Here is a 22,357-nt window from a genome sequence, read left to right as displayed (position 1 = left end):
CCCGACGACTGCCCGGCGTCGGAGCCGAACGGTGTCCTGTGCGGCGCCGCCGCGAACCTCGATTGCCGCCTCACGAGGCCGCGCCGATGCCGACTGTACGCCACGTCGCAGCACCGTAGTGGGCACCGTCTCGGCGTGTCGACTCGGCGGGGACAACGGTGTACCACGGCCGGAGCGTCCACGCGTCGCAGGCGCCGCGCGCCGAGATTACCCGGAGCGGATCAGTCGAGGGCCCGGGGATGCGCGGTGACGTACACCTCGCGGAGCCGGTCCACGGTCACCAGGGTGTAGACCTGGGTCGTGGTCACCGAGGCGTGGCCGAGCAGTTCCTGCACGACCCGCACGTCAGCGCCACCGTCGAGCAGGTGGGTGGCGTACGAGTGACGGAGTGTGTGCGGCGAGACCGCCCCCGGCCCGTCGACCGGAAGTCCGGCGCGCCGGGCGGCCCGGCGCAGGATGGTCCAGGCGCTCTGCCGGGAGAGTGGCCCGCCGCGGGCGTTGAGAAAGATCACCGGAGTGCCGTGGCCGGCGGCGGCGAGGGCCGGCCGGGCCCGGACGAGGTAGGCCCGCAGCGCCTCGGCCGCGTACCCGCCGACCGGCACCAGCCGACTCCGCCCACCCTTGCCCCGGAGCAACACCACCCCGTCGGTCAGGTCGAGGTCGTCGATCGCGGCGCCGACCGCCTCGGAGATCCGGGCGCCGGTGCCGTACAGGAACTCCAGCAGCGCCCGGTCGCGTAGTGGCAGCGTCGCCTCCGGTCCGGTCGCCCCGGCCGGGCCGGTGGTCTCCAGCAGTCGGAGCACGTCGGTGACGTCCAACGCCCGGGGCAGCCGCCGGGGCGGCACCGGCGGCCGGACGTCGCGGCTCGCGTCCTGGCCGGCCAGCCCTTCCCGGACCGCGAACCGGTGCAGGCCACGGACGGCGGAGGCGGCCCGGGCGGCGGAGGCGGCCGACAGCGGCGGGTGGTCGGCATCCCCGGCCCGCAGCCGGGCCACGTGCCCGGCGATCTGGGCCGGTCCGACCGTGGCCAGGTCCCGGACCCCGTCGGTGGCGAGCGTCGCCAGATACCGTTCCAGGTCCCGGCGGTACGACGAGAGCGTGTTCGTCGACAGTCCCCGCTCGACGGTCAGGTGGTCGAGGTAGCCGCGCACCGCGCGGCGCAGCGCCGGTGACGGCTCGGCCGGGGGTGGATCCGGCGGCGAGTCGCCCGGAGCCGGGTCGGCCGGAGCCCCGTCGGCCAGCGACGGGTCGGCCGGAGCCGGGGCCGGCACGTCGGTGCCCGACCCCGCCCCCGGTACCCCGCTCATCCGAGGACGTCCGCCAGCGGCAGCGTGGACATCCCGTGCGCCTCGGCGACCGGCCCGTAGGTGACCTGGCCGGCGTGCGTGTTGAGGCCCAGGGCGAGCGCCGGGTCGCGGCGCAGCGCCTCACGCCAGCCGTGGTTGGCCAGCTCCAGGGCGTACGGGAGGGTGACGTTGGTCAGCGCGTACGTGCTGGTGTGCGGCACCGCGCCGGGCATGTTCGCCACGCAGTAGAACAGCGAGTTGTGCACCGGGTAGACCGGGTCGTCGTGGGTGGTCGGCCGGGAGTCCTCGAAGCAGCCGCCCTGGTCGATCGAGATGTCGACGAGCACACTGCCCGGCTTCATCCGGGAGACCAACTCGTTGGAGATCAGCGTCGGGGCCTTCGCCCCGGGCACCAGCACCGCGCCGATCACCAGGTCAGCGTCGAGCACGGCCCGCTCGATCTCGTAGGTGTTCGACGCCACGGTCTGCAGGTGCCCCCGGTAGATCGCGTCGGCCTGGCGCAGTTGGCTCACCGCCCGGTCCAGCAGCAGCACCTCGGCCTGCAGGCCGAGCGCGATCGCCGCCGCGTTCCGGCCGGAGACCCCGGCGCCGATCACCACGGTCTTGGCCGCGTACACGCCGGAGACGCCACCCATCAGCACCCCGCGCCCTCCCCCGCTGCGCATCAGGTGGTACGCCCCGACCTGCGGCGCCAGCCGGCCCGCGACCTCGGACATCGGGGCGAGCAGCGGCAGCGAGCGGTCCGGCAGCTCGACCGTCTCGTACGCGATACCGGTGACCTTCCGGTCCAGCAACGCGTCGGTGCACGACTTGGAGGCGGCGAGGTGCAGGTACGTGAAGAGCAGCTGCCCCTCCCGCATCCGGTGGTACTCCTCGGCGACCGGCTCCTTGACCTTCAGGACCAGCTCGGCGGTACCCCACACGTCGTCGGCGTCGCCGAGGATGGTGGCACCGGCGGCGGCGAACTCGTCGTCGCTGATCGACGACCCGGCCCCGGCGCCGGCCTCCACGTACACCTGGTGGCCGGCACGGACGAACTCGTGCACACCCGCCGGGGTGATCGCCACCCGGTACTCGCGGTTCTTGACCTCGCGCGGAATTCCGACCTTCACGATGCAGACACCCTCTCTGCCGGGGTCGCCGGCTCCGGTGGTACGGCGCGCGCCGGCTCCGGTGCCGCCGCGGTCCGCCGTCCCGCCTGCGGAAGTCTAGGACCGCGCCCCGGACCGGGCAGCCAGCATTGTGACAGCGGGTAACCGCCAGGGTTGACGGTATGTCAGCCGGCCGCCCGGTGCACGGGTCAGGGCAGCGGCGCGTCGACCGGCCGCAGCGGCGCCCAGCCCTGGTCACGGGCCCGGGCTGCGGCGAGCACCCCGGCCACGCAGGCGACGTTGGTGATCTCCCCGGCCAGGACCATCGTCACCGCCTCGTCCAGGTCGACCCGGACGACCTCCAGTTCGGCCTCCTCGTCGTGGCGCTCGTGCCGGTCACCGGGCGGGACCTCCGACAGCTCCCGGGCCAGGAAGATCCGGATCATCTCGTCGGAGTAGCCGGGTGAGGTGTGCACGTCGACCAGCAGGTCGAGCCGGGCCGCGTGCAGGTCCGCCTCCTCGGCGAGTTCCCGGAGCGCGCCGGCCGGCAACTCCTCGCCGGCCACGTCGGCCAGGCCGGCCGGCAGTTCCCAGATCGCCCGGCGGAGCGGGTGGCGGTACTGCCGTACCAGCACCACCCGCCCCTGCTCGTCCAACGCGACCACACCGACCGCGCCGACGTGCCGTACGTAGTCCCGGGCCGAGACCCGGCCGCCCGGCATCTCGACCTGGTCCGTGACGACGGAGAAGATCCGCCCCCGGAACCGCTCCTGGCTGGACCGGACCGCGTAGTGGTGCCCGGACCCGGCCGGCGTGCCGCCGCCGAACCCGGCCGGCCCGGAACCGTCAGCGGTCCGGCCGGCCGCGGTCGGCGTGGGGCCGGTCACGACGGGGAGCTCGCGCGGGCCGCCCGGACCTGGCCGTTGCGTCCGCCCCGTCCACCCCGCGCCGGGGAGGTCCCCGACTCCACGTCGGCGGCACCGTCGCCCCCCGGCGCCGAATCGGCGACCGGGGCACCGGCGACGGTCCCCGCCGGAGCGTCCAGGTCCACCGGCAGCTGGTCGGCCGACGAGTAGGCGACCACCGCACCGACGAACGCCGCGAAGAGCGGATGCGGCCGGGTCGGCCGGCTCTTCAGCTCCGGATGTGCCTGGGTCGCCACGAAGAACGGGTGCAGGTCCCGGTCCAGCTCGACGAACTCGACCAGTCGACCGTCCGGCGAGGTGCCGGAGATCTGCAACCCGGCCTTGGTGAGCACGTCCCGGTAGGCGTTGTTCACCTCGTACCGGTGGCGGTGCCGCTCACTGACCTCGGTGGCGCCGTACGCCTCGGCGACCAGCGAACCGTCGGTCAACCGGGCCGGGTACGCGCCGAGCCGCATCGTCCCGCCCAGGTCACCCTTGCCCGCGACGATGTCCTGCTGGTCGGCCATGGTGGCGATCACCGGGTGGCTGGCCTGCTCGTCGAACTCGAGCGAGTTGGCGCCGTCCAGCCCGGCGAGATGGCGGGCGACCTCGATGGTCATGCACTGCAGACCGAGGCAGAGTCCCAGGATCGGGATCCGGTTCTCCCGGGCGTACCGGACCGCACCGATCTTGCCCTCGATGCCGCGTACGCCGAAGCCGCCGGGGATGACGATCCCGTCGACGCCGGCCAGCGCGGCAGCCGCACCGGCGGCGGTCACGCAGTCGTCACTCGGCACCCAGACCAGTTCCACCCGGGCCCGGTGGCCGAACCCGGCGGCCCGGATCGCCTCGCTCACCGACAGGTACGCGTCGGGCAGGTCGACGTACTTGCCGACCAGGGCGACCCGGACGGTGTGCCGGGGGTGGTGCACCCGGTCGAGCAGGTCGTCCCAGCGGTCCCAGGCGACGTCCCGGAAGGAGAGCCCGAGCCGACGTACCACGTAGGCGTCCAGGCCCTCCTGGTGCAGCACCTTCGGGATGTCGTAGATGCTCGGCGCGTCCGGTGCGGCGATCACCGCCTCGCGGTCGACGTCGCAGTAGAGCGAGAGCTTGTGCTTGAGCTTGTCCGGGATCTCCCGGTCCGACCGGCAGACGATGGCGTCCGGCTGGATACCGATGTTGCGCAGCTGGGCGACCGAGTGCTGGGTCGGCTTGGTCTTCAGCTCCCCGGACGGTGCCAGGTACGGCACCAGCGACACGTGCAGGTAGAAGCAGTTGTCCCGACCGAGGTCGTGGCGGACCTGCCGGATCGCCTCGAGGAACGGCAGCGACTCGATGTCCCCGACCGTGCCACCCACCTCGGTGATCACCACGTCCGGGGTCCGGCCGTCCTCGTCGGGGTCGGCCATGGCCAGGATCCGGGACTTGATCTCGTTGGTGATGTGCGGGATCACCTGCACGGTGTCCCCGAGGTACTCCCCGCGCCGCTCCTTGGCGATCACCTCCGAGTAGATCTGGCCGGTGGTGACGTTCGCCTTGCCGGACAGCGCCCGGTCGAGGAACCGCTCGTAGTGCCCGACGTCGAGATCGGTCTCGGCGCCGTCGTCGGTGACGAAGACCTCACCGTGCTGGAACGGGTTCATCGTTCCCGGGTCGACGTTGAGGTAGGGGTCGAGTTTCTGCATCACGACGCGCAGACCCCGCGCGGTGAGCAGATTTCCAAGGCTGGAGGCGGTCAGGCCCTTGCCGAGTGAGGAGGCGACGCCCCCGGTGACGAAAATGTGCCTGGTCGTCCGTACTGAAGGGGCCAAGGCCTGCTCCCGTGGTCGTCTGTTGCGATCGTGCAGACCGGGTCCGATCAGCGAAGTGATCGAGGCGATCCACGGGATTCCACGGTAACACCATCCGTGGCCGGGGTGCCGGCCGCACCCGTTTCCGTGCCGTCGACCCGGTGGCCGTACCTGATCAACCTGCCGGCAACCCGGCACCCGGATCGGGTTTGCGGCTCAACCTGATCGATCCGTCGGTGATCCTGACCACCGGACCGGTGGTTCAGCCGGTCGGGGCGCCGGCCGCGTCGTCCGCCCATCCGACGGCGGGCGGCATGGTGCGGTCGGTGGCGTGGTCGAGCACCCGCAGCGCCGCCAGGGCGGCCATCGGCACCGCCAGGGCGGCCGCCGCGCCGGCGACGTTGAGGGCGGCGCCGCCGAGGACCCCGCCGAGCAGGGCGGCGACCGCGATACCGGCCATTCCGGCCCGGACCGCCGGGTAGATCCCGAACAGACGTTTGAGACCGCCCCAGGGACGCAGCAGGGCGAACCACACCAGCACCGCGCCGGCCAGGGCCAGCACGGTCAGCGGACTGCCGAACAACGCCGTCAGGTTCGCCGCCCCGGAGCGGTGCACGGTGAGCCCGCTGGTGCCGTCGCCGAAGGCGGCGAGGAAGCGGCCGAGGCTGCCCCGCTGGTCCAGCGGCTGGCGCAGGTCGAGCAGGGCGAACCCGATCGTCACGGCCAGACCCGCCATGGTGGCCCAGGCCAGCCGGGCAGGGGTCAACCAGCCGCCGGTGCTGATCGCGGCCGCGATGCTCACTCCGGCGGTCAGCGCGACCGCGCCCACCGGATCACCACCCAGGTACGGACTGCCGACGACGATCACGCCGAGCACACCGACGAGCACCACCACCGCCGGACGCCAACTGCGGCGGACCCGTTGGGCGAGCCATCCGGCGGTCAGCAGGCTGCCGGCCACGAACACGCCAAGGCCGACCACGCCGAGGCCGGAGTAGCGGCCGCCCTCCAGCGCCGAGTAGCCGATCACCCCGTTGAGCTGGAGCCGGGCTCCGGTGATCACGTCGGCCGCGACGACCAGGGCCGCCAACGCGGCGACGCTGCCCAACGGCCAGAGGGTGCGCCCGTACGCCCGGGCCAGCCGGACCCCGGCGGTGGCCACACCGAGCAGCCCGACGGTGACCAGGGCGAAGTAGACGCCGGCGTGCTCGCCGCGCCACCACGGGACCACGTCGGCGACCAGGGCGGCGGGTATCGCGAGGGCGGCCGCGATCAGCAGCACCTCGACCGTCGCGACGATCCGCCGGGGCACCGGGGTGGGTCCCGACGGTCCGGCGTGCCGGCGGGCCCGCCGCAACAGCGGCACCACCGCGATCGCGAGCAGCACCTGCAGGCCGGCCAGCAGGGCGAAGAACCAGCGGGCCACCCGTTGCTGGGCCCGCGCCTCGCGGTCGGCGTCCGCCGGTGCGGCGATGGCGTCGGGCAGGGCGGCGGGGCGGCCGGCGACCCTGGTCGCCGGCTGACCGACGAAGACTCGCTGGGGCGCGGGCCGGCCGAGCGCGGCCAGCGCGGTCGGCGCCAGGTCGACAAGTTGCAGGTAGCCGTCCCGGCCCGTGCTACGCGAGGTGAGCCAGCCCCGTTCCCAGCCGGGGCCGTCGGCCACCGCCACGTGCAGGCGGGACGTCTGGTCGGTGTCGGCGATCCCGGCGACCAGCACCAGGGACCGTTCGGGGCGGGCCGCCAGCACCCGGGCCAGCGCGGTGTCGGCGCGGCGGGCGGCATCGGCCCGGCCGGCCGGGTCCTCGCCGGCGACGGTGCCGAGGTCGATGATGCTCAGTACGCAGTCGTCGAGCATGGTGGAGAGCTCGGCCGGCAGCTTCTCGGCGTACCGGTCCACCCGTCCGAAGGGCCGGGCGGCGGCGACGGCCGCACCGGAGCCGACCGCGTTGGTGCACCGGACCGATTCGGCCAGCGTCCCCGGTACCGTGCCCCAGCGAAGTTTGTCCTGGTTGAAGCTGACCGTGGCCCGCTGGTCGGGCAGGTTGGCGCTGATCCGGTCCGGCCGCTCGACGGTGACGTCCAACGGCGGACACTCACCCGGTACGACGGTGCCGTCCCAGGCCGCGAAGTTGCCGGCGCCGAGAGTTTGCCAGCCGTCGACCGGGCAGGTCGGCTGGCGCGCCGAGCGGACCGACAGCGAGCCGATGGAGCCTCGTTCGGCCATCTGCCACAGCGTCGGGGTCTGCTGCGGGTCGACGTCGTCCCAGCGCAGGCCCGGGATGCCGACCAGCACCACGTAGTCGGCGGTCTTCTCCGGTGCGCCGGCGGCCGGCCGGACGACCAGCGCCGCGACGCCCAGGGCCACCACCGCGGCGGTCAACAGGACCGGCACCAGCCGACGCAGCACCGGCAGCACCGCGAACCGGCGTACCAGGTCCGGCACGGCCGGCGCCGGCCGTGCAGGGTCCGGGGTGGACCCTGTCGGATCCGGCGCTACCTCGAGCTGCCGCCCCGGATCCGGGAGCGCCGGGTCGTCCGGTGCCGGTGCGGTCCGGTCCGGGTGGGCCGACCGCAGCCGCCGGGGCAGCGCCGCCAGCCGGCCACGCCACCCGGGTCCTGGGCGCGGCATCAGACCTGCCCCGCCGCCGAACCGGCGGAACCGGTGGCGGAGTCGTCGGGCCGGCCGGCGGAGACCGCGGCCGGGGCGAGTTCGGCGTAGAGCGTGGTGACGGCGGCCACTGTCTCGACCTCGGTCGGCCACCCGGCGGCCCGGTCGAGGCCCGCCCGGGCCAGCGCCGCCCGCCGGTCGGGGTCGGCGAGCAGGGCCCGGACCGCCTCGTCGACGGCCTCGACGTCGCCCGGCGGGACCAGTACGACCGCGTCGCCGACCAGCTCCGGCAGCCCGCCGACGGCGGTGGCGACCAGCGGTACGCCGGCCCGCAGCGTTTCCTGGGCGAAGAGTTGCCGGGCCTCCCAGTCGCTGGTGACCACCGCCAGGTCCGCCCCGCCGAGCAGGTCGGCCACGTCGGTGCGGTGGCCGAGCAGGGTGACCGGGGCCCGGGTGGCCGAGATCCGGGCGGCCAGCTGCAGATAGCTGGGACCGCTGCCGGCGATCACCACCACCGGCGCCGGGTCGAGGTCCCGCCACCGGGCGGCGGCGTCCACCAGCAGGTCGTAGCGCTTCTGCGGGTGCAGGCGGCCGACCGACAGGATCAGCGGCTGGTCCGGCGCCACGCCGAACTCGGCCCGGACCGCGGCCCGGCTCCGGCGCGGCGGCGGCAGGCTCGGGGCGGCGACCGGGGCCAGCCGGGCGTCCGGTGCGCCGAGGGCCCGGGCCCGGTCGACCAGGTCGGCGGAGGCACCGAGGGTGACCCGGGCCCGACGGGCGACGACCCGTTCGACGAGCCGGGACAGCTGTCCGCGTACGCCGGTGGCGAGCACCGCGTTGTGCCAGGTGACCACGACCGGCGCCGCCGGGCGGGCGAGGACCGCGACCAGGCCGGCCCGGAGTCCGTGCGCGTGCACCACGTCGACCGGTTCGGTCAGTACCCGGCGCAGTGCGGCGACCGCCCGGGCGTCGGCCGGGGTCGGGCTCGCCGGGATCTCGACCGGTACGAAGCGGGCGCCACCGGCGGTGAAGGTGAACTGCTGCTCGGTGGCGGCGGGCCCGCAGACGGTGACCGTGACGCCGTTGCTGACCAGGCCCCGGACCAGCGAGGCGACGTGCTGGCCGACGCCCCCGGTGCTGGAGGCGAGGAGGAGGACAACCGAGCCGGCCCAGTCGCCGACTGTCCCGGTACTCACCGCGTCTCCCGTTCCCTCTCCTCGTCCGTCTCCGGGCCGCCGACGTGGCGTCGACCCGCCCGGGCCGTCAGGCCACCCAGCCGGTTGCGGGTCGCCACCAGCAGCGGGCGTACGTCGTGCCGGTCCAGCGGGTACGCGATCGCGACGAACACCGCGCCGACGACGACACCGGACAGCATGCCCTGTAGCAGGGCGGCGCCGCGCGCCGGGGTGCCGTCGGCGCCGCCGCCCAGCCAGTGCGCCAGTGCCGCGCCGGCCGCCGCCGCGACCACCCCGGCGAGCAGTCCGACCAGCGCCGAGCGGGGAAAGCCGGTCAATGCCCGACGGCCGGCCTCCCGGATCACCGTCCCGACCAGCAGCACACCCAGTACCAGCATGCCGAGCGAGTTCGCCAGCCCGACCGCGAACACCCGGTGGTCGACCGGGAAAACGGCGGAGAGCCCGATCGCGGCGACCGGCACCAGGAGCCAGCCGACCACGGTGGCGACGGTGGCCGGGGCGGCGGCGTTGCGGGCGTACAGGGCCCGGGTGAGAACCGCGAGCAGGCCGTAGCCGAGCAGTCCGGGGGCGAACCCGGCGATGGCGGCGGCGGAGGCGGTGCCGCTGCCCGGCCAGAAGAACCGGGCGACCGGTTCGGCGGTGCCGACCAGCGCCGCCGCGCCGAGGCAGCTGAACAGCAGCACCCGGCGGGCGGTCGGGGCGAGGGTGTCCCGGTAGCCGGCGGTGTCGCCGGTGGCGTGGGCGGCGGCGAGGGTCGGGTACGCGGCGACGGCCAGCGGGACCGCGAGCACCGCCCAGGGCAGCAGGTAGACGGTCTGGGCCAGGTTGAAGACCACCGCGGCGCCGGTCGGCCCGCCGGTCACCTGGTGCAGGCTGACCACCAGGGCGATCTGCTGGGCGGCCACGGTGGCCGCGCCGGCCAGGGCGAGGCCGCCGACCCTGGCCCGGGCGTCGGCCGGGAACCGGTAGCCGGGTCGGATCGGCAGCCGGAGCCGGCGCAGCGGCACGAGCAGCGACAGGGAGAGCACCACCACGCCGAGGGTGGTGCCGGCGGAGAGGATCAACTCGCCACCCCGGCCCACCCCGGCGATGCTCGGGTGCACGCCCTCGGCGGCGGCGAACGCCAGGTAGACCCCGATCACCGTGACGCTGGAGAGCAGCGGGGCGATCACCGGCCAGGCGAACCGCCGGTACGACTGCAGCACGCCGGTGAGCACGATGCCGATCCCGTACAGCGGCAGTTGCGGGGCGAAGACCCGCAGCATCCGGGCTCCGGCCTCGACCTCGGCCGGGCTCGGCCGGTCGGCGATCAGCCCGATCACCGGTTCGGCGAAGACCGCGACCACGACCGCGAGCGGGACCAGCAGGGTCAGCGTCCAGCTGAGCAGGGCGCCGGTGGTCCGGGCCACCGCGGCCCGGTCACCGGCCGCGACCGCGCCGGCCAGCAGCGGTACGACCAGACTGGCCAGCGCCCCACCGGCGACGATCTCGAAGATGATGTTCGGCACGGTGTTCGCGACCACGTACATGCCGCCGAGGTCGCTGTTGTCGCCCATCACCCAGGTGAAGACGGCGGTACGCCCGAACCCGGCCAGTCGACTGGCCACGGTCAGTACGGCGATCAGCGCCGCGGCACCGGCGACCCGACCGGCGCCGACGAGGGGTGCCGGCGTCTTCACGTCAGGAGTGTCGCCGACCCAGCGCGTCGAGTTCGCGCAATCCCCGGGTGTTCTGGATCACCTGGGTGAAGCTGACCTTCTCGCTGGCGGCGGTGAGCGCGGCGATCCCGGTCAGCAGGGCGGCCCGCCCCACCGGCCCGGTACGCGCGGCCAGCGCCACCCCGAGCAGCGCGCCGAGCGCGTTGGCGCCGCTGTCACCGAGCATGACCCGCTCGTCGAGGTCGGCGGGGAGCAGCGCGGCGGCGGCGCCGACCGGGCCGGCGGCGAGTCCGCCGGTCGGGCCGGGCAGCAGCGGGGTGCCGAGCAGCACACCGGCCTTCAGCGCCCGGCCCGGTCGCAGGTCGAGCAGGTTGACCAGGTTGGCGGTGCCGGCGACCACTCCGGCACCGAGCAGCACGTCGACCAGGCCGGCGGTACGGCCGGCCCGGCGACGGTGTGGGTGTGACCGGACGGTGGGGTCGGCGGCGAGCAGGGCGGCGGCGGCGAGCCCGGCGGCCCCCACCCCGGCGATCTTGACGAGGCCGCTGGTGACCCGGCCCTGCCGCAGCGCGCCGAGGTGTCCGGCGAAGCCCTTGGCCGTCTTCTGGTCGGGGCGGGCCCCGACCACGTCGTCGTAGAGGCCGACGGCGCCGGAGGAGAGGCCGGCGACCAGGGCGGCGGTGGCGGCGGGGCGGCTCGGTGCGCCGGCCGCTCCGCCCACGGCCGCGGCGGCGGCGAGCGCCGGGCCGGCGGCGAGGGTGACGGTGCGGCCCCGGAAGTTGGTGCGTTTCAACGCGGGGGCCCAGGGACCGGCGGCGACGGCGCGCAGTACCGCACCGGCCAGCCCGGCGGCGACACCGAAGGCGATCCGGCGCCGACCGGCGACACCGCGTCCCGCGGTCATGCGGCCACCCGTGGCGTGCCGGGTGGCCTGTTCCGGGGCGGTCACTCGGGCAACGCCGGCAGCAGGGACTGGGCGCCCTCGCCGACCCCGTACGCGCCGGCCTGCTTGGTGCCGAACTGCTGGACCAGTGCCAGCGCGGTGACCAGCTGCCCCTGCACGGTGTTCGCGTTGTCGACGGTGGAGATCGTCTTGGACAGCGCCGGGTCCCGACGCACCTCCGCCACCAGGTTGCCGCCGCCGCTGCCGTTGCCGGCGACCACGGCCAGGGACGCCTTGTCGAACTGGTCGGTCAACCGGACCACCGAGGCGTCCTTCTTCGCCGCGTCCCGGTCGACGTACGGCTGCCCGCTGACCACCACGAACGCCTCGGCGGGGGCGGTGATCTTCTCCGGCACGGTCAGGTAGCCCGCCTCGCTGTAGTCCTCCAGCACCGCCCGCCGGTCCGCGTCGGTGACCGGCGAGCCGCCCTCCGGGCGGTCGAGCACGGCGCTGGCCAGCAGCGCGGCGGACTTCTCCACGCCGTCGCTGCCGGGCAGTTCCGCGTCGGGGATGGTCGGACGGGCCGCCCGGGCCGCCATGCCGAGCAGGTCGACGTTGCTGGCCGGTTCGATGAACTTCTCCTGTACGTCGATCCGGCCGGTAATGGTGGCACCGGTCTGCCGGATCATTTCGGTGACGTCCTCGACGTGGTCCTGCCCGCTCGGCAGCGTGAGCACCAGCACCCGGCGGTTGGTGAGCGCCCCGCGCAGCAGGTGCGGCGCGGCCTCGGTGACGAAGTCCTCCTCGCGCTGGAGTTCGGCCTGCATGCTGTCGACCTGGTCTCGGAGCTGGTCGTTGCTTTTACGCAGCGCGTTGACGGTGTCGTTGAGGGAGTCGGCGAGCGGCCCGTTGAGGGCCGCGGTGCCGACCACCAGGCCGATGGCCAGGGCCAGGAAGACCGCGGTGAGCGACACCACGTGGTACCGAAAGTTGATCACGACCAGCGCCTCTTGATCGATCGGGGCCCGACCTCCATGGGCCGGGGCCTAGAAGAGCTGTCCAAGTTGGAACACCGTATTGTTCCACCACTCGGAGGCCACCCCGAGGTAGGCCTTGCCGACGGTGGAGACCGCGACCGCCGACGCCATCGCGGCCAGCGCCGAGAGCACCAGCAGCAGCAGCGACGAGCCGGAGATGCTCTGCCGGTAGAGCCGGCTCACCCCCTTGGCGTCGACCAGTTTGCCACCGACCTTCAACCGGGTGAGGAAGGTGGAGGCCATGCCGCCCCGGCCTTTGTCCAGGAACTCGACGAGTGTCGCGTGGGTGCCGACCGCCACGATCAGCGAGGCGCCCTTGCCGTCGGCGAGCAGCATCGCCAGGTCCTCGCTGGTGGCCGCGGCCGGGAAGGTCTGGGCGGTGACCCCGAGCCCGTTCACCCGGGCCAGTCCGGGGGCCCGCCCGTCCGGGTACGCGTGCACGATCACCTCGGCGCCGCAGCGCAGCACGTCGTCGGTGACCGAGTCCATGTCGCCGATGATCAGGTCGGGGGTGTATCCCGCCTCGACCAGGGCGTCCGCCCCGCCGTCGACCCCGATCAGCACCGGCTTGAACTCCCGGATGTACGGGCGCAGCACGTCGAGGTCGGCCTTGTAGTCGTACCCCCGGACCACGATCAGGCAGTGTCGACCCCGGATCGTGGTCTCGATGTCCGGCACCCCGACGCCGTCGAGCAGCAGGTCACGTTCCTGCTTGAGGTACTCCATGGTGTTGGCGGCGAATGCCTCCAACTGCACCGACAGGCCCTCCCGGGCGTCGGCCATCGCCTTGGCCACCGACTCGGCGTCCTGTCGGCTGCCGTGCCCGACCGGCTCGTCACCGAGCAGCACGGTGTTGCCGTCGATCCGGACCGTGTCCCCCTCGCGGATCTGCTGGAAGATGCTCTCGCCGAGGTCGTCGAGGAGGGGGATCCCCGCCTTGATCAGCACTTCCGGTCCGAGGTTGGGGTATCGGCCGGAGACCGACGGTTTGGCGTTGAGCACCGCGCCGACGCCGACCGCCACCAGGGAGTCGGCCGCGACCCGGTCCAGGTCGACATGGTCGATCACCGCGATGTCACCAGGACGTAGTCGACCGACCAGGCGCTTCGTCCGGCGGTCGAGGCGCGCGGTGCCGACAATCTTGCCCGGTTCGGCGCTCCGGGCCCGGCGCAACGTGGGTAAACGCATCCTGACCATCCTGGCATGTGGGGCAGAGCTTTCTGTCGCGACATGCCTGAGCAGGGCCGCCACCCCCAAGGGAACCACATCGACGCCCGGCCGGGTGTGGCCCGGGTCACACCTTCTGTTTCCCGCGCCCCCGCCCGCACCGGTCCGGGGGCCGTCCGCCGTCAGGGCCGGCGTTCCCGGGCCGCCACCGCGAGCAGTTCCTCCGCATGCGCGATACCCAGGTCGGAGTCGGGCAAACCAGCGAGCATCCGGGCGAGTTCCCGGGCCCGCTCGGTGTCCTCGACCACCCGTACCCCACTGGTGGTCACCGCGCCCCCGGTGTCCTTGGCCACCACCAGGTGCCGGTCGGCGAACGCGGCGACCTGCGGCAGGTGGGTCACCACCAGGACCTGGTGGGTACGGGCCAACCGGGCCAGCCGGCGGCCGATCTCCACCGCCGCCTGCCCGCCGACCCCGGCGTCGACCTCGTCGAAAACGAGCGTGGGCGGCCCACCGGAGCCGGCGAAGACCACCTCGATGGCGAGCATGACCCGGGACAGTTCGCCGCCGGAGGCGCCCCGCTGCAGCGGCAGCGACGGTGCGCCCGGGTGGGCGAGCAGTCGCAGTTCGACCTCGTCCGCGCCGTCCGACCCGACCCCGACCTCGACACCGTCGACGGTCAGCGTCGGCTCGCCCCGACCCGCCGCCCGGGGCAGCACCGCCACCTCGATCCGGGCGTGCGGCATCGCCAGGCCGGCGAGTTCGACCGTCACCTGCTCGGCGAACCGGCCGGCGGCCTCCCGCCGGGCCGCGGAGAGCCGGCCGGCCAACTCGGCGACCTCACCGGCCAACCGGTCCCGCTCCCGTTCCAGTTCGTCGAGGAGTTCGTCGGAGCTGTCCAGCTCGGACAGCCGGGTCCGGGCCCGCTCCGCCCAGGCGATCACCCCGTCGACGTCGTCGGCGTACTTGCGGGTCAGCCCGCGCAGCGCCGCCCGGCGCTCGTAGATGGTCTGCAGCCGGGCCGGGTCGGCGTCGAGGGCCGCCAGATAGCCGGAGAGTTCCGCCGCGATGTCGCCGACCAGGGTGGCGACCTCCTCGAGCCGCCCCGCCAGGTCGCCGAGGGTCCGGTCCACGGCGGCCTGGGCCTCCAGGATCCGTCGGGCGTGCCCGAGCAGTGTCGTCACGTCGGCCATCTCGTCGGTCGGCTCGGCCGCGCCCGCCACGCAGTGCTGCGCGGTCTGGGCCGCGGTCCGCAGACCCTCCGCGTGCTCCAGCCGTTGCGCCTCCGCCTTGAGCTCGTCGTCCTCCCCCGGCTGCGGGTCCACCCGGGTGATCTCGTCCAGGCCGAGGCGCAGCAGGTCCGCCTCCTGGTGGCGTTCGCGGGCGTTGCGCCGCCGGTCGGCCAGGTCGTCCGATACCCGGCGCCACCGGGTGTACGACTCGCGCAGGTTCTCCAGCAGCTTCTCGTGCTCCGGTCCACCGAACCGGTCCAGCGCGGCCCGCTGTTCGGCGGGGCGGAGCAGCCGCAGCTGGTCCGACTGGCCGTGCACGGCCAGCACCTGCTCCCCGATCTCGCTCAGCATCGACACCGGCATGCTCCGGCCCGCGACGTGGGCCCGGGACCGCCCCTCCACCGTTACCGTACGGCTCAGCAGCACCGAACCGTCGTCGTCCGGCTCGCCACCCGCGTCGGCGATCCGGGTGTGTACGGCGGTGGCGACTCCAGCAGCCAACCGCAGTCGGCCCTCGACCACCGCCCGACCGGGATCGGCCCGCACCCGACCGGCGTCGGCGCGCCCGCCGAAGAGCAGCCCGAGACCGGTGACGACCATGGTCTTGCCCGCGCCGGTCTCGCCTGTGATGACGTTCATGCCACCGGTCAACGGCAGCGTGGTGTCCTCGATGACGCCCAACCCGGTGATGCGCAGCTCTTCCAGCACAGCCACCGACAGTAGTAGCGGCCCCCGACACTTGACCACCCGGCGCCCGCCTCCGATTGTCGGCGGCCGCCACGGCCGGCGGTTCGGGGTACTAACTGCGGCGGTCCCGCCACCCCTCGACCGGCAGCCCGAACTTGGCGACCAGCCGGTCGGTGAAGTGCCGGGCCCGCAGCCGGACGACCCGGACCGGCAGCGCGCCCCGGTGCACCGTGACCCGGGCCCCCGGCGGCAGGTCGTAGACCCGGCGGCCGTCGCAGCTGAGCACCGCGAGGGTGGTGAACGGGTTCACCGTGACGGTGAAGGTGGACGTCGGCGCGGTGACGATCGGGCGGCTGAACAGCGCGTGGGCGCTGATCGGCACCAGCAGCAGGGCCTCCACCTCCGGCCAGACGATCGGCCCGCCGGCGGAGAAGGCGTACGCGGTGGAGCCGGTGGGGGTGGCGCAGACGACACCGTCGCAGCCGTACCGGGACAGCGGCCGCCCGTCGACGTCGACCAGGAGTTCGAGCATCTGGGCGCGTTCGCCCTTCTCCACGGTCACCTCGTTGAGCGCCCAGGACTCGATCACCGGGCCGCCCTCGAACTCGGCCCGGACGTCCAGGGTGAGCCGCTCGTCCACTGTGTAGTCGCGCTGGACCACGTCCCGGACCGCCTGGTCGAGGTCGTCGATCTCCGCCTCCGCGAGGAAGCCGACCCGGCCGAGGTTGATGCCGAGCAGCGGCGCCTTCGCCGGGCGGGCCAGGTCCGCGGCGCGCAGGAACGTGCCGTCGCCGCCGAGCGCGATGACGATCTCCGCGCCCTCGGCGGCACCGAGCAGGCTGACCGGTCGCACGCCGGGCAGGTGCAGGTCCTCCGCCTCCTCGGCCACCACCCGTACCTCGAAACCCGCCGCGATCAGGTCCGCCGCGACGGTACGGGCGTGCGCGGTGCTCGCCGGCCGGCCGGTGTGCGTCACCAGAAGTGCGGTCCGGGTCATCGGGCTCCCTCCCGTGCCACGCCCGAGCCGGTCGGCCCGGCCGGTCCGGCCGCCACCGCCGCCCGGACCCGCGTCTCGTCCGGGGCCGGCGCGCCCTGTCGCAGCCAGACGAAGAATTCCACATTGCCGCTCGGACCGGGCAGCGGGCTGGCCACCACGCCGGCCAGTCCGAGGTCGAGGTCGGCGGCGGTGCCGGCGACCGCGAGGACGGCCTCGGTCCGCAGTTCGGGATCGCGGACCACCCCGCCGCTGCCGACCCGCTCCTTGCCGACCTCGAACTGCGGCTTGACCATGAGCACCAGGTCCCCCTCCGGGTCGGTGCAGGCCCGCAACGCCGGAAGCACCAGGCGGAGCGAGATGAACGAGAGATCGGCGACGGTGAGCGCGGCCGTGCCACCGATGACGTCGGGGGTGAGGGTCCGGACGTTGGTGCGTTCGAAGACCCGCACCCGGGGATCCTCCCTGAGTGCCCAGGCGAGCTGGCCGTAGCCGACGTCGACGGCGACCACCTCGGCCGCCCCCGCGCGGAGCAGCACGTCGGTGAAACCGCCGGTCGACGCTCCGGCGTCGAGGCAGCGTCGACCGGTCACCCGCAGGCCGTCCGGGGTGAACGCGGCCAGCGCGCCGGCGAGCTTGTGCCCGCCACGGGAGACGTACTCGGTGCCGGGGTCCTCACCGAGCACCCGGACCGGGTCCGCGGGGTCGACCATGGCCGCCACCTTGCGGGCCGCGACACCACGGACCTGGACCCGCCCGGCCTCCACCAGCGCGGCGGCCTGCTCCCGCGACCGGGCCAGACCGCGGCGGACGAGTTCGGCGTCGAGTCGGGTACGACGTGCCATCGATGTTTCTCCGGTGGGTGGCTGGGCTCACGCCTGGTCGATGGTGGCGAGGGTCTCCCGCAGCGTCTGGTGCGCGGCCTCGTACTGGGCGATCTGGTCGGCCGGTGGCAGGTTCGCCGCGTTGGCCATGGCCTGGAGTACGGCGTCCACGGCGGGATGGCCGGTGCCGGTGTCACCGGCGTCGGCGGCGGCGTGGCTGGAGGTCGACGCCCCGGGTCGCCCGGTTCCGGGCGGGCCACCGGGCCGGAACGGACCGGGTACGGGACTGGGGTTCACGCCGCATCACCGCCGGAGGCCGCGGAGGGTGGGGTCTTCTTCACCACTGCCTTCTTCGCTGCCTTCTTCACGGTCGCCTTCTTCGCCACAGCCTGCTTGGCGAGGGCCTGCCGGGCGACCGGCTCCTGCGCCTCCGCCTTCCTGGCAACGGCTTTCTTCGCGACCGCCTTCTTCGCGACCGCCTTCTTCGCGACCGCCTTGGGCACCAGTGCCTTTCCGGCCGACGCCGTCGAACCGGCCCCCGAGCCGGCCGCCGGCGCGGGCTCCGCACCCGCCCGGACGTTCGCCAGGTCCCGTTCCAACTGCTGTACCCGTCGGGTCAGGGCGGCGACCTCGTCGTTGGTGGCAAGTCCGAGCGCGCCGAGAGCCCGGTCGACCTCCACCCGGACGATCCGCGTCAGCGCCTCCCGGTTGGCCATGCCGGTGGAGATCAGCTCCTCCGCCATGGTCTGCAGCTGGGCGGCCGTGGCACCGCTGGAGCCGACCAGTTTCCTGGCGACCGCCTGGGCCCGCTTCCTCGACGCCTCGCTCAACCCGAGGGCCAACTCGAGATAGGCCCGCCACGCATCCTGCATACCCCGGTCCTTTCGCGGGTGCCGACTGTACAGGTTGTCACGCTACCGGGCGCCGGGCGCCGGCCAGTGCGGTACGGTGCCCGGGGAGCGGGCGTGGCGCGAGACGAGGGGGCGGGCGATGGCCAGTGTTGAGGAATGTCGGCAGGCGCTGCACGATCTGGCGGCCCGGTTGGACGTCAACGCCGCCACGGGACGCAAACAGATCGATCTGGACCGTACGCTGGCCTGCCGGATCACCGACCTCGGCACCGCGTTCCACGGTCGGCTGACCGGTGGACGCCTGGTCGACCTCGCCGACGGTGACGACCCGAAGGCGAAGATCGCGTTGAGCACGACCAGCGACAACCTGATCCGGCTGGTCCAGGGCGAACTGGATATCCCCAAGGCGCTCGCCGCGCGGCAGATGACGGTCAACGCCAACCCGTTCGACCTGCTGAAGCTCCGCAAGCTCCTCTGACCGCCCGGTACCGCCGAGCCGTGCCGGTGACCGACGCGGGTGGCCCGATCGGTTCAGGCCGGGGCTGACGTCCTCAGCAGACCGAGTGCCTCGAGCGCCTGTCGGGCCTCCTGACCCGCCGGACGGACAGCCTCGAGCGGTCCCTCGGCTGACCACGACTCGGCACACAACGCCCGCAACGCCTCCAGCCGCGAACCCGACCCGGCGAGCAGTCCGGTCGTCTGTTCCCGGGTCACCTGCCACCCGGTCGCCCCGGCCGGGTACGGCGGCGACGTCGGCCCGGGCAGCCGAGCCACCCCGGCCGGATCGAACAGCCCCTCGAGGGTCTCGGCGACGTAGGTCGGCCGGGCGTGCGCCGGGGCGTGCAGCAGGTCGGTGGGAGTACTCACTCCGGTGAGCACGAGCAGACTGTCCATGCCCGCCCGCACCGCCCCCTCGATGTCGGTGTCGAGCCGATCGCCGACCGTCAGCGGGCGGGTGGCACCGGTACGCCGGGCCGCCGTGCTGAACAGTGCCGGTCCGGGCTTGCCGACGACCAGGTCGGGTTCCCGCTGCAGGGCGGTACGCAGCACCGCCACCAGCGAGCCGTTGCCCGGCACCGGTCCCCGTGGGGTGGGCAGGGTGCGGTCGGTGTTCGTGGCGATCCACTCCGCACCGGCCCGTACCGCCAGGGCAGCCTCGGCAAGATCGGCCCAGCCGACCTGCGGACCGTAGCCCTGCACTACCGCGACCGGTGCGTCCTCGAACCGGCTGACCGGCCGCAGCCCGACGGTCCGAACCTCCGCCCGCAACGCCTCCGCCCCGACCACGAGTACGGCCGAATCCGCCGGAAAGCGCTCGGCCAGGACCTCCGCCGCGGCCCGGGCCGAGGTGAGTACCTCGTCAGGACGGGCGGAGAGCCCCATGCCGGTCAGCAACGTGGCGACCTCGGCGGCTCGCCGGGACGCGTTGTTCGTCGCGTACGTCAGCGGCCTACCCTCGGCGTACAGCCGGCTGACCGCCGCGACGGCCGTCTCGATCGGCCGGTCGACCAGGTAGATCACACCGTCCAGATCAAAAACCACCAGATCGTACGCGTCGACCAGCCGACCGTCCGTCGAGGAGCCCGTCACGCGCGAGCCGTTCCCGGCGAGTCGTCGGTGGCGGCCTCGGCACCCTTCACAACCTCTGCCGTCGACGTCGCCTCGGCGGCCGGGGTCACGTTCCCGTCGTCGTCGGCATCCTCGCCAACCAGATCCTCGTCGTCGTCCTCGTCGTCGTCCTCGTCATCAACGTCGTCATCAACGTCGTCCTCGAGGTCGTCCTCGAGGTCGTCCTCGAGGTCGTCCTCGGGTTCGGCCGCCGCCTCAGCGGCGTCGTCGAATTCTGCCTCGCCGCCGTCGGGATCAGCCTCGGCTCCAGGCTTCTCAGGGTCGGTCTCGTCGTCGAGTTCGTCCCCCTCGAGGACCACACCGTCGAGTTCCAGCAGCCGTTCCGCCGCGTCGGTCTCGCCGTACTCGTCGACCTCCGCAGCGCGGGCGAACCACTCCCGGGCCTCCTCACGGCGGCTGACCGCCAGGAGGGAGTCGGCGTACGCGTACCGGAGCCGGGCGGTCCACGGCTCGGTCGATGCCGAGGTCAGTTCGCGTACCTGAAGCATGGCCACGGCCGCGTCGCCCTGACCCATGTCGCCTCGGGCACCGGCGGCCACGATCAGCAGTTCGATCGCGTCCGCCTTGTCCAGCGACTCCCGGTCGGCGCCCCGGAACAGGTCGATCGCCCGCTCCGGCCGGCCGAGTGCCCGCTCGCAGTCCGCAAGTACGGCCAGGTGCGTCTGCTTGCCCGTCATCCGGTGATAGGTACGCAGCTCGGCGAGGGCGGTCTGCCACTCACCCGCCCGGTACGCGGCCAGTCCGACAGCCTCGCGCACCGGGGCGATCCTGGCCGCGAGCCGCCTGGCCGCCAGCGCGTGCTCCAGCGCCAGTTCCGGATCCTCGTCGATCAGTTGTCCCGTCGCGACGAGGTGCCTCGCCACCCGCTCCGCGACCGGCTTCGCCAGAGAGAGCAGTTCTGCCCGGACCGAACTGTCGAGATCCGTCGCCACGATCTCGTCGGGCAGGACCGGGTCGGCCGACTCCCGGGAGTCGCCCGTCCTGCCCTGGCCATCGCCACGACCGGCGCGCTGGTCGCCGCCGTACCGACCCTCCTCACGCGGTCGCCGGTCGGCACCGTCCCGGCGCCCGTCGGCACCCCGACCGGAGACACCCGCCTCAGGCCGCGTACCTTCCGCACGTCCGCCCTCAGCCGGCCGTACGGTGCCCCGATCGTCGCCGCCCCGCGTGCCGTACCGGGGTCGTTCGCCCCGGAAGTCGTCGCGCCGTCCACCGGTGTCACGGGCGCCGGGCCGGTCGCCGGCCGGGCGACCACGGTCCGGGCCGGCACCCCGCTGACGGTCCTCGAAGCCCGGGCGGCCGTCGCGCTCGCGGAAACCGCGCCCGCCCTCGCCCGGTGCGCCGCTCCGGTACCCACCGCCCTGGCCCGGAGCTCGGTAACCGCCCTCACGGCGGTCACCACCACGGAAACCACCATCGCGGCCAGAGCCTTCACGACGGTCACCACCACGGAAACCGCCCTCACGGCGGTCACCACCATCGCGCCCGAAGCCCTCACGGCGGTCACCACCACGGAAACCCCCCTCACGACGCTCGCCGCTCCGGAAGCCCCCCTCACGACGCTCGCCACCACGGAACCCGCCGTCCCGGCCGGAATCATCCCGCCGGTCACCACCACGAAAGCCGCTGTCGCTCCGGAATCCGCCGTCCCGCCGGAAACCACCCTCACGACGGTCACCACCGTCCCGGCCGAAGCCCTCACGGCGGTCACCACCACGGAAACCACCGTCACGACGCTCACCGCTCCGGAAGCCTCCCTCACGACGGTCACCACCGTCCCGGCCGTAGCCTGCGCCGCGGTCGGCACCGCCGCGAGCGGCGTCGTCCCGCCGGTCGCCGCCCCGGTAACCGCTATCCCGCCGGTAGCCAGCTCCTCGGTCGTCATCACCCCGGCCGCGGAAGTCACCCCGGTCCCGGAATCCGCCGCCGCGTGGCGCGCCGGAGCGGTAGCCGCCACCGTCACCGCTACGGCCGCCGGCACCGCCACGGTCGGTCCGCTGGTCTCGGTCCCCCCGGAAGTCGCCGCCTCGTTCGGCACGCGGTCCCCCCCGGTCGTCCCGACGGTCGCCGTCACCCCGGCCCGCGGCTCGGAAGCCGCCGTCCCGGCCACCGGGCCGGTATCCGCCGCCACTCGGGGAACCTCCTCGATCGCGGGAGGTGCCGTACGAATCGCGGTCTCCGCGATGGGACGGTCGCCCGTCTCCACGCACGGAGGCGTCGCGACCGCCCCGTCGGTCTGGACGATCGTCCTGACGGCGTGGCCGGTCTCCGCCGTGCGCTCGTGAACTCACGGGTACATCCTTCCTCAGGGCGCTCTGGCCGAAACATACAACGAAGGGCCACCCAGACATGGGTGGCCCTTCATTAGAAGATGTCCGGCGGTGTCCTACTCTCCCACACCCTCACGAGTGCAGTACCATCGGCGCTGGAAGGCTTAGCTACCGGGTTCGGAATGTAACCGGGCGTTTCCCTTCCGCCATAACCGCCGTAACCCTATC

At 73.8% G+C, this 22,357-nt stretch carries 17 protein-coding genes, 1 rRNA gene and 2 pseudogenes; 1 reads left to right on the top strand and 19 read right to left on the bottom strand.

What is annotated here, in order from left to right; genetic code table 11:
- Positions 1 to 221: 221 nt before the first annotated feature.
- The 15 genes and pseudogenes from ABGB21_RS34265 to ABGB21_RS34195 all read right to left on the bottom strand — a co-directional run bounded on the left by ABGB21_RS34265 (position 222) and on the right by ABGB21_RS34195 (position 18,251).
- Positions 222 to 1,307 carry a site-specific tyrosine recombinase XerD gene (locus tag ABGB21_RS34265; protein ID WP_347681325.1) on the bottom strand — a complete coding sequence of 362 codons (1,086 nt, stop codon included), beginning with the start codon at positions 1,305 to 1,307 and terminating at the stop codon, positions 222 to 224.
- The gene (gene ald, locus ABGB21_RS34260; protein ID WP_347658275.1) at positions 1,304 to 2,419 is read right to left on the bottom strand and encodes an alanine dehydrogenase; all 1,116 of its coding nucleotides are present in this window, start codon (positions 2,417 to 2,419) and stop codon (positions 1,304 to 1,306) included. The genes ABGB21_RS34265 and ald overlap by 4 nt, the downstream gene beginning before the upstream one ends.
- 188 nt (positions 2,420 to 2,607) lie before the next feature.
- Entirely contained in the window at positions 2,608 to 3,150 is a 543-nt protein-coding gene (locus ABGB21_RS34255; protein WP_347658286.1) for an NUDIX hydrolase, read from the bottom strand.
- A gap of 287 nt (positions 3,151 to 3,437) precedes the next feature.
- A pseudogene (locus ABGB21_RS34250) lies at positions 3,438 to 5,114 on the bottom strand (CTP synthase); the annotation flags it as partial.
- A 295-nt stretch (positions 5,115 to 5,409) separates the two neighbouring features.
- Positions 5,410 to 7,500 (bottom strand): annotated as a pseudogene (locus ABGB21_RS34245) (hypothetical protein); the annotation flags it as partial.
- 221 nt (positions 7,501 to 7,721) lie between these two features.
- A complete protein-coding gene (locus tag ABGB21_RS34240; protein ID WP_347658274.1) occupies positions 7,722 to 8,897 on the bottom strand; it encodes a glycosyltransferase family 4 protein in 1,176 nt (391 codons plus the stop codon).
- On the bottom strand, positions 8,894 to 10,576 hold the full coding sequence (locus ABGB21_RS34235) for a lipid II flippase MurJ (protein ID WP_347658273.1): 1,683 nt from the start codon (positions 10,574 to 10,576) through the stop codon (positions 8,894 to 8,896). Before ABGB21_RS34235 ends, ABGB21_RS34240 begins: the two co-directional genes overlap by 4 nt.
- 1 nt (position 10,577) lies before the next feature.
- Positions 10,578 to 11,459 (bottom strand): hypothetical protein, encoded by an 882-nt coding sequence (locus tag ABGB21_RS34230; RefSeq protein WP_347658272.1) that lies wholly within the window; start codon positions 11,457 to 11,459, stop codon positions 10,578 to 10,580.
- Between the two features lie 41 nt (positions 11,460 to 11,500).
- Positions 11,501 to 12,436, bottom strand: coding sequence for a copper transporter (locus ABGB21_RS34225; protein WP_347658271.1), 936 nt, complete (start codon positions 12,434 to 12,436; stop codon positions 11,501 to 11,503).
- Positions 12,437 to 12,484: 48 nt separating this feature from the next.
- On the bottom strand, positions 12,485 to 13,663 hold the full coding sequence (gene steA / locus ABGB21_RS34220; protein WP_347658270.1) for a putative cytokinetic ring protein SteA: 1,179 nt from the start codon (positions 13,661 to 13,663) through the stop codon (positions 12,485 to 12,487).
- A gap of 161 nt (positions 13,664 to 13,824) precedes the next feature.
- Positions 13,825 to 15,582, bottom strand: coding sequence for a DNA repair protein RecN (gene recN / locus ABGB21_RS34215; protein ID WP_347658285.1), 1,758 nt, complete (start codon positions 15,580 to 15,582; stop codon positions 13,825 to 13,827).
- A 91-nt stretch (positions 15,583 to 15,673) separates the two neighbouring features.
- A complete protein-coding gene (locus ABGB21_RS34210; RefSeq protein ID WP_347658269.1) occupies positions 15,674 to 16,558 on the bottom strand; it encodes an NAD kinase in 885 nt (294 codons plus the stop codon).
- Positions 16,555 to 17,400: a TlyA family RNA methyltransferase gene (locus ABGB21_RS34205; protein ID WP_347658268.1), complete on the bottom strand. Its 846-nt coding sequence runs from the start codon at positions 17,398 to 17,400 to the stop codon at positions 16,555 to 16,557. The genes ABGB21_RS34210 and ABGB21_RS34205 overlap by 4 nt, the downstream gene beginning before the upstream one ends.
- A 27-nt stretch (positions 17,401 to 17,427) precedes the next feature.
- Positions 17,428 to 17,676: a hypothetical protein gene (locus tag ABGB21_RS34200; protein WP_347658267.1), complete on the bottom strand. Its 249-nt coding sequence runs from the start codon at positions 17,674 to 17,676 to the stop codon at positions 17,428 to 17,430.
- A complete protein-coding gene (locus tag ABGB21_RS34195; protein WP_347658266.1) occupies positions 17,673 to 18,251 on the bottom strand; it encodes a hypothetical protein in 579 nt (192 codons plus the stop codon). Before ABGB21_RS34195 ends, ABGB21_RS34200 begins: the two co-directional genes overlap by 4 nt.
- Positions 18,252 to 18,369: 118 nt before the next feature.
- On the opposite strand from ABGB21_RS34195, the gene ABGB21_RS34190 reads away from it, so the two are divergent.
- On the top strand, positions 18,370 to 18,708 hold the full coding sequence (locus ABGB21_RS34190; RefSeq protein WP_347658265.1) for an alkyl sulfatase C-terminal domain-containing protein: 339 nt from the start codon (positions 18,370 to 18,372) through the stop codon (positions 18,706 to 18,708).
- Between the two features lie 53 nt (positions 18,709 to 18,761).
- Here ABGB21_RS34190 and ABGB21_RS34185 read toward each other — a convergent pair whose 3' ends face one another.
- The 4 genes from ABGB21_RS34185 to rrf all read right to left on the bottom strand — a co-directional run bounded on the left by ABGB21_RS34185 (position 18,762) and on the right by rrf (position 22,349).
- Complete coding sequence (locus ABGB21_RS34185) at positions 18,762 to 19,820, bottom strand: HAD-IIA family hydrolase (protein ID WP_347658264.1); 1,059 nt, start codon at positions 19,818 to 19,820, stop codon at positions 18,762 to 18,764.
- On the bottom strand, positions 19,817 to 20,722 hold the full coding sequence (locus ABGB21_RS34180; protein ID WP_347681323.1) for a Replicase polyprotein 1ab: 906 nt from the start codon (positions 20,720 to 20,722) through the stop codon (positions 19,817 to 19,819). The genes ABGB21_RS34185 and ABGB21_RS34180 overlap by 4 nt, the downstream gene beginning before the upstream one ends.
- Positions 20,689 to 22,065 carry a hypothetical protein gene (locus tag ABGB21_RS34175; protein ID WP_347681321.1) on the bottom strand — a complete coding sequence of 459 codons (1,377 nt, stop codon included), beginning with the start codon at positions 22,063 to 22,065 and terminating at the stop codon, positions 20,689 to 20,691. Before ABGB21_RS34175 ends, ABGB21_RS34180 begins: the two co-directional genes overlap by 34 nt.
- 167 nt (positions 22,066 to 22,232) lie before the next feature.
- Positions 22,233 to 22,349 (bottom strand): 5S ribosomal RNA (gene rrf, locus ABGB21_RS34170).
- Positions 22,350 to 22,357 lie beyond the last annotated feature (8 nt).

It is taken from the genome of Plantactinospora sp. B24E8 (genome assembly GCF_039871735.1).
Classification (GTDB): Bacteria; Actinomycetota; Actinomycetes; order Mycobacteriales; family Micromonosporaceae; genus Plantactinospora.
Note: the sequence above shows the minus strand (reverse complement) of the source record. Positions and strands in the feature narration are given on the sequence as shown.

Excerpts from the sequence above, each read along its gene's own strand:
- ABGB21_RS34190 (WP_347658265.1), top strand. The coding sequence starts at position 18,370 with ATGGCCAGTGTTGAGGAATGTCGGCAGGCGCTGCACGATCTGGCGGCC.
- steA (WP_347658270.1), bottom strand. The coding sequence starts at position 13,663 with ATGCGTTTACCCACGTTGCGCCGGGCCCGGAGCGCCGAACCGGGCAAG.
- ABGB21_RS34205 (WP_347658268.1), bottom strand. The coding sequence starts at position 17,400 with ATGGCACGTCGTACCCGACTCGACGCCGAACTCGTCCGCCGCGGTCTG.
- ABGB21_RS34210 (WP_347658269.1), bottom strand. The coding sequence starts at position 16,558 with ATGACCCGGACCGCACTTCTGGTGACGCACACCGGCCGGCCGGCGAGC.
- ABGB21_RS34265 (WP_347681325.1), bottom strand. The coding sequence starts at position 1,307 with ATGAGCGGGGTACCGGGGGCGGGGTCGGGCACCGACGTGCCGGCCCCG.
- ABGB21_RS34230 (WP_347658272.1), bottom strand. The coding sequence starts at position 11,459 with ATGACCGCGGGACGCGGTGTCGCCGGTCGGCGCCGGATCGCCTTCGGT.
- ABGB21_RS34195 (WP_347658266.1), bottom strand. The coding sequence starts at position 18,251 with ATGCAGGATGCGTGGCGGGCCTATCTCGAGTTGGCCCTCGGGTTGAGC.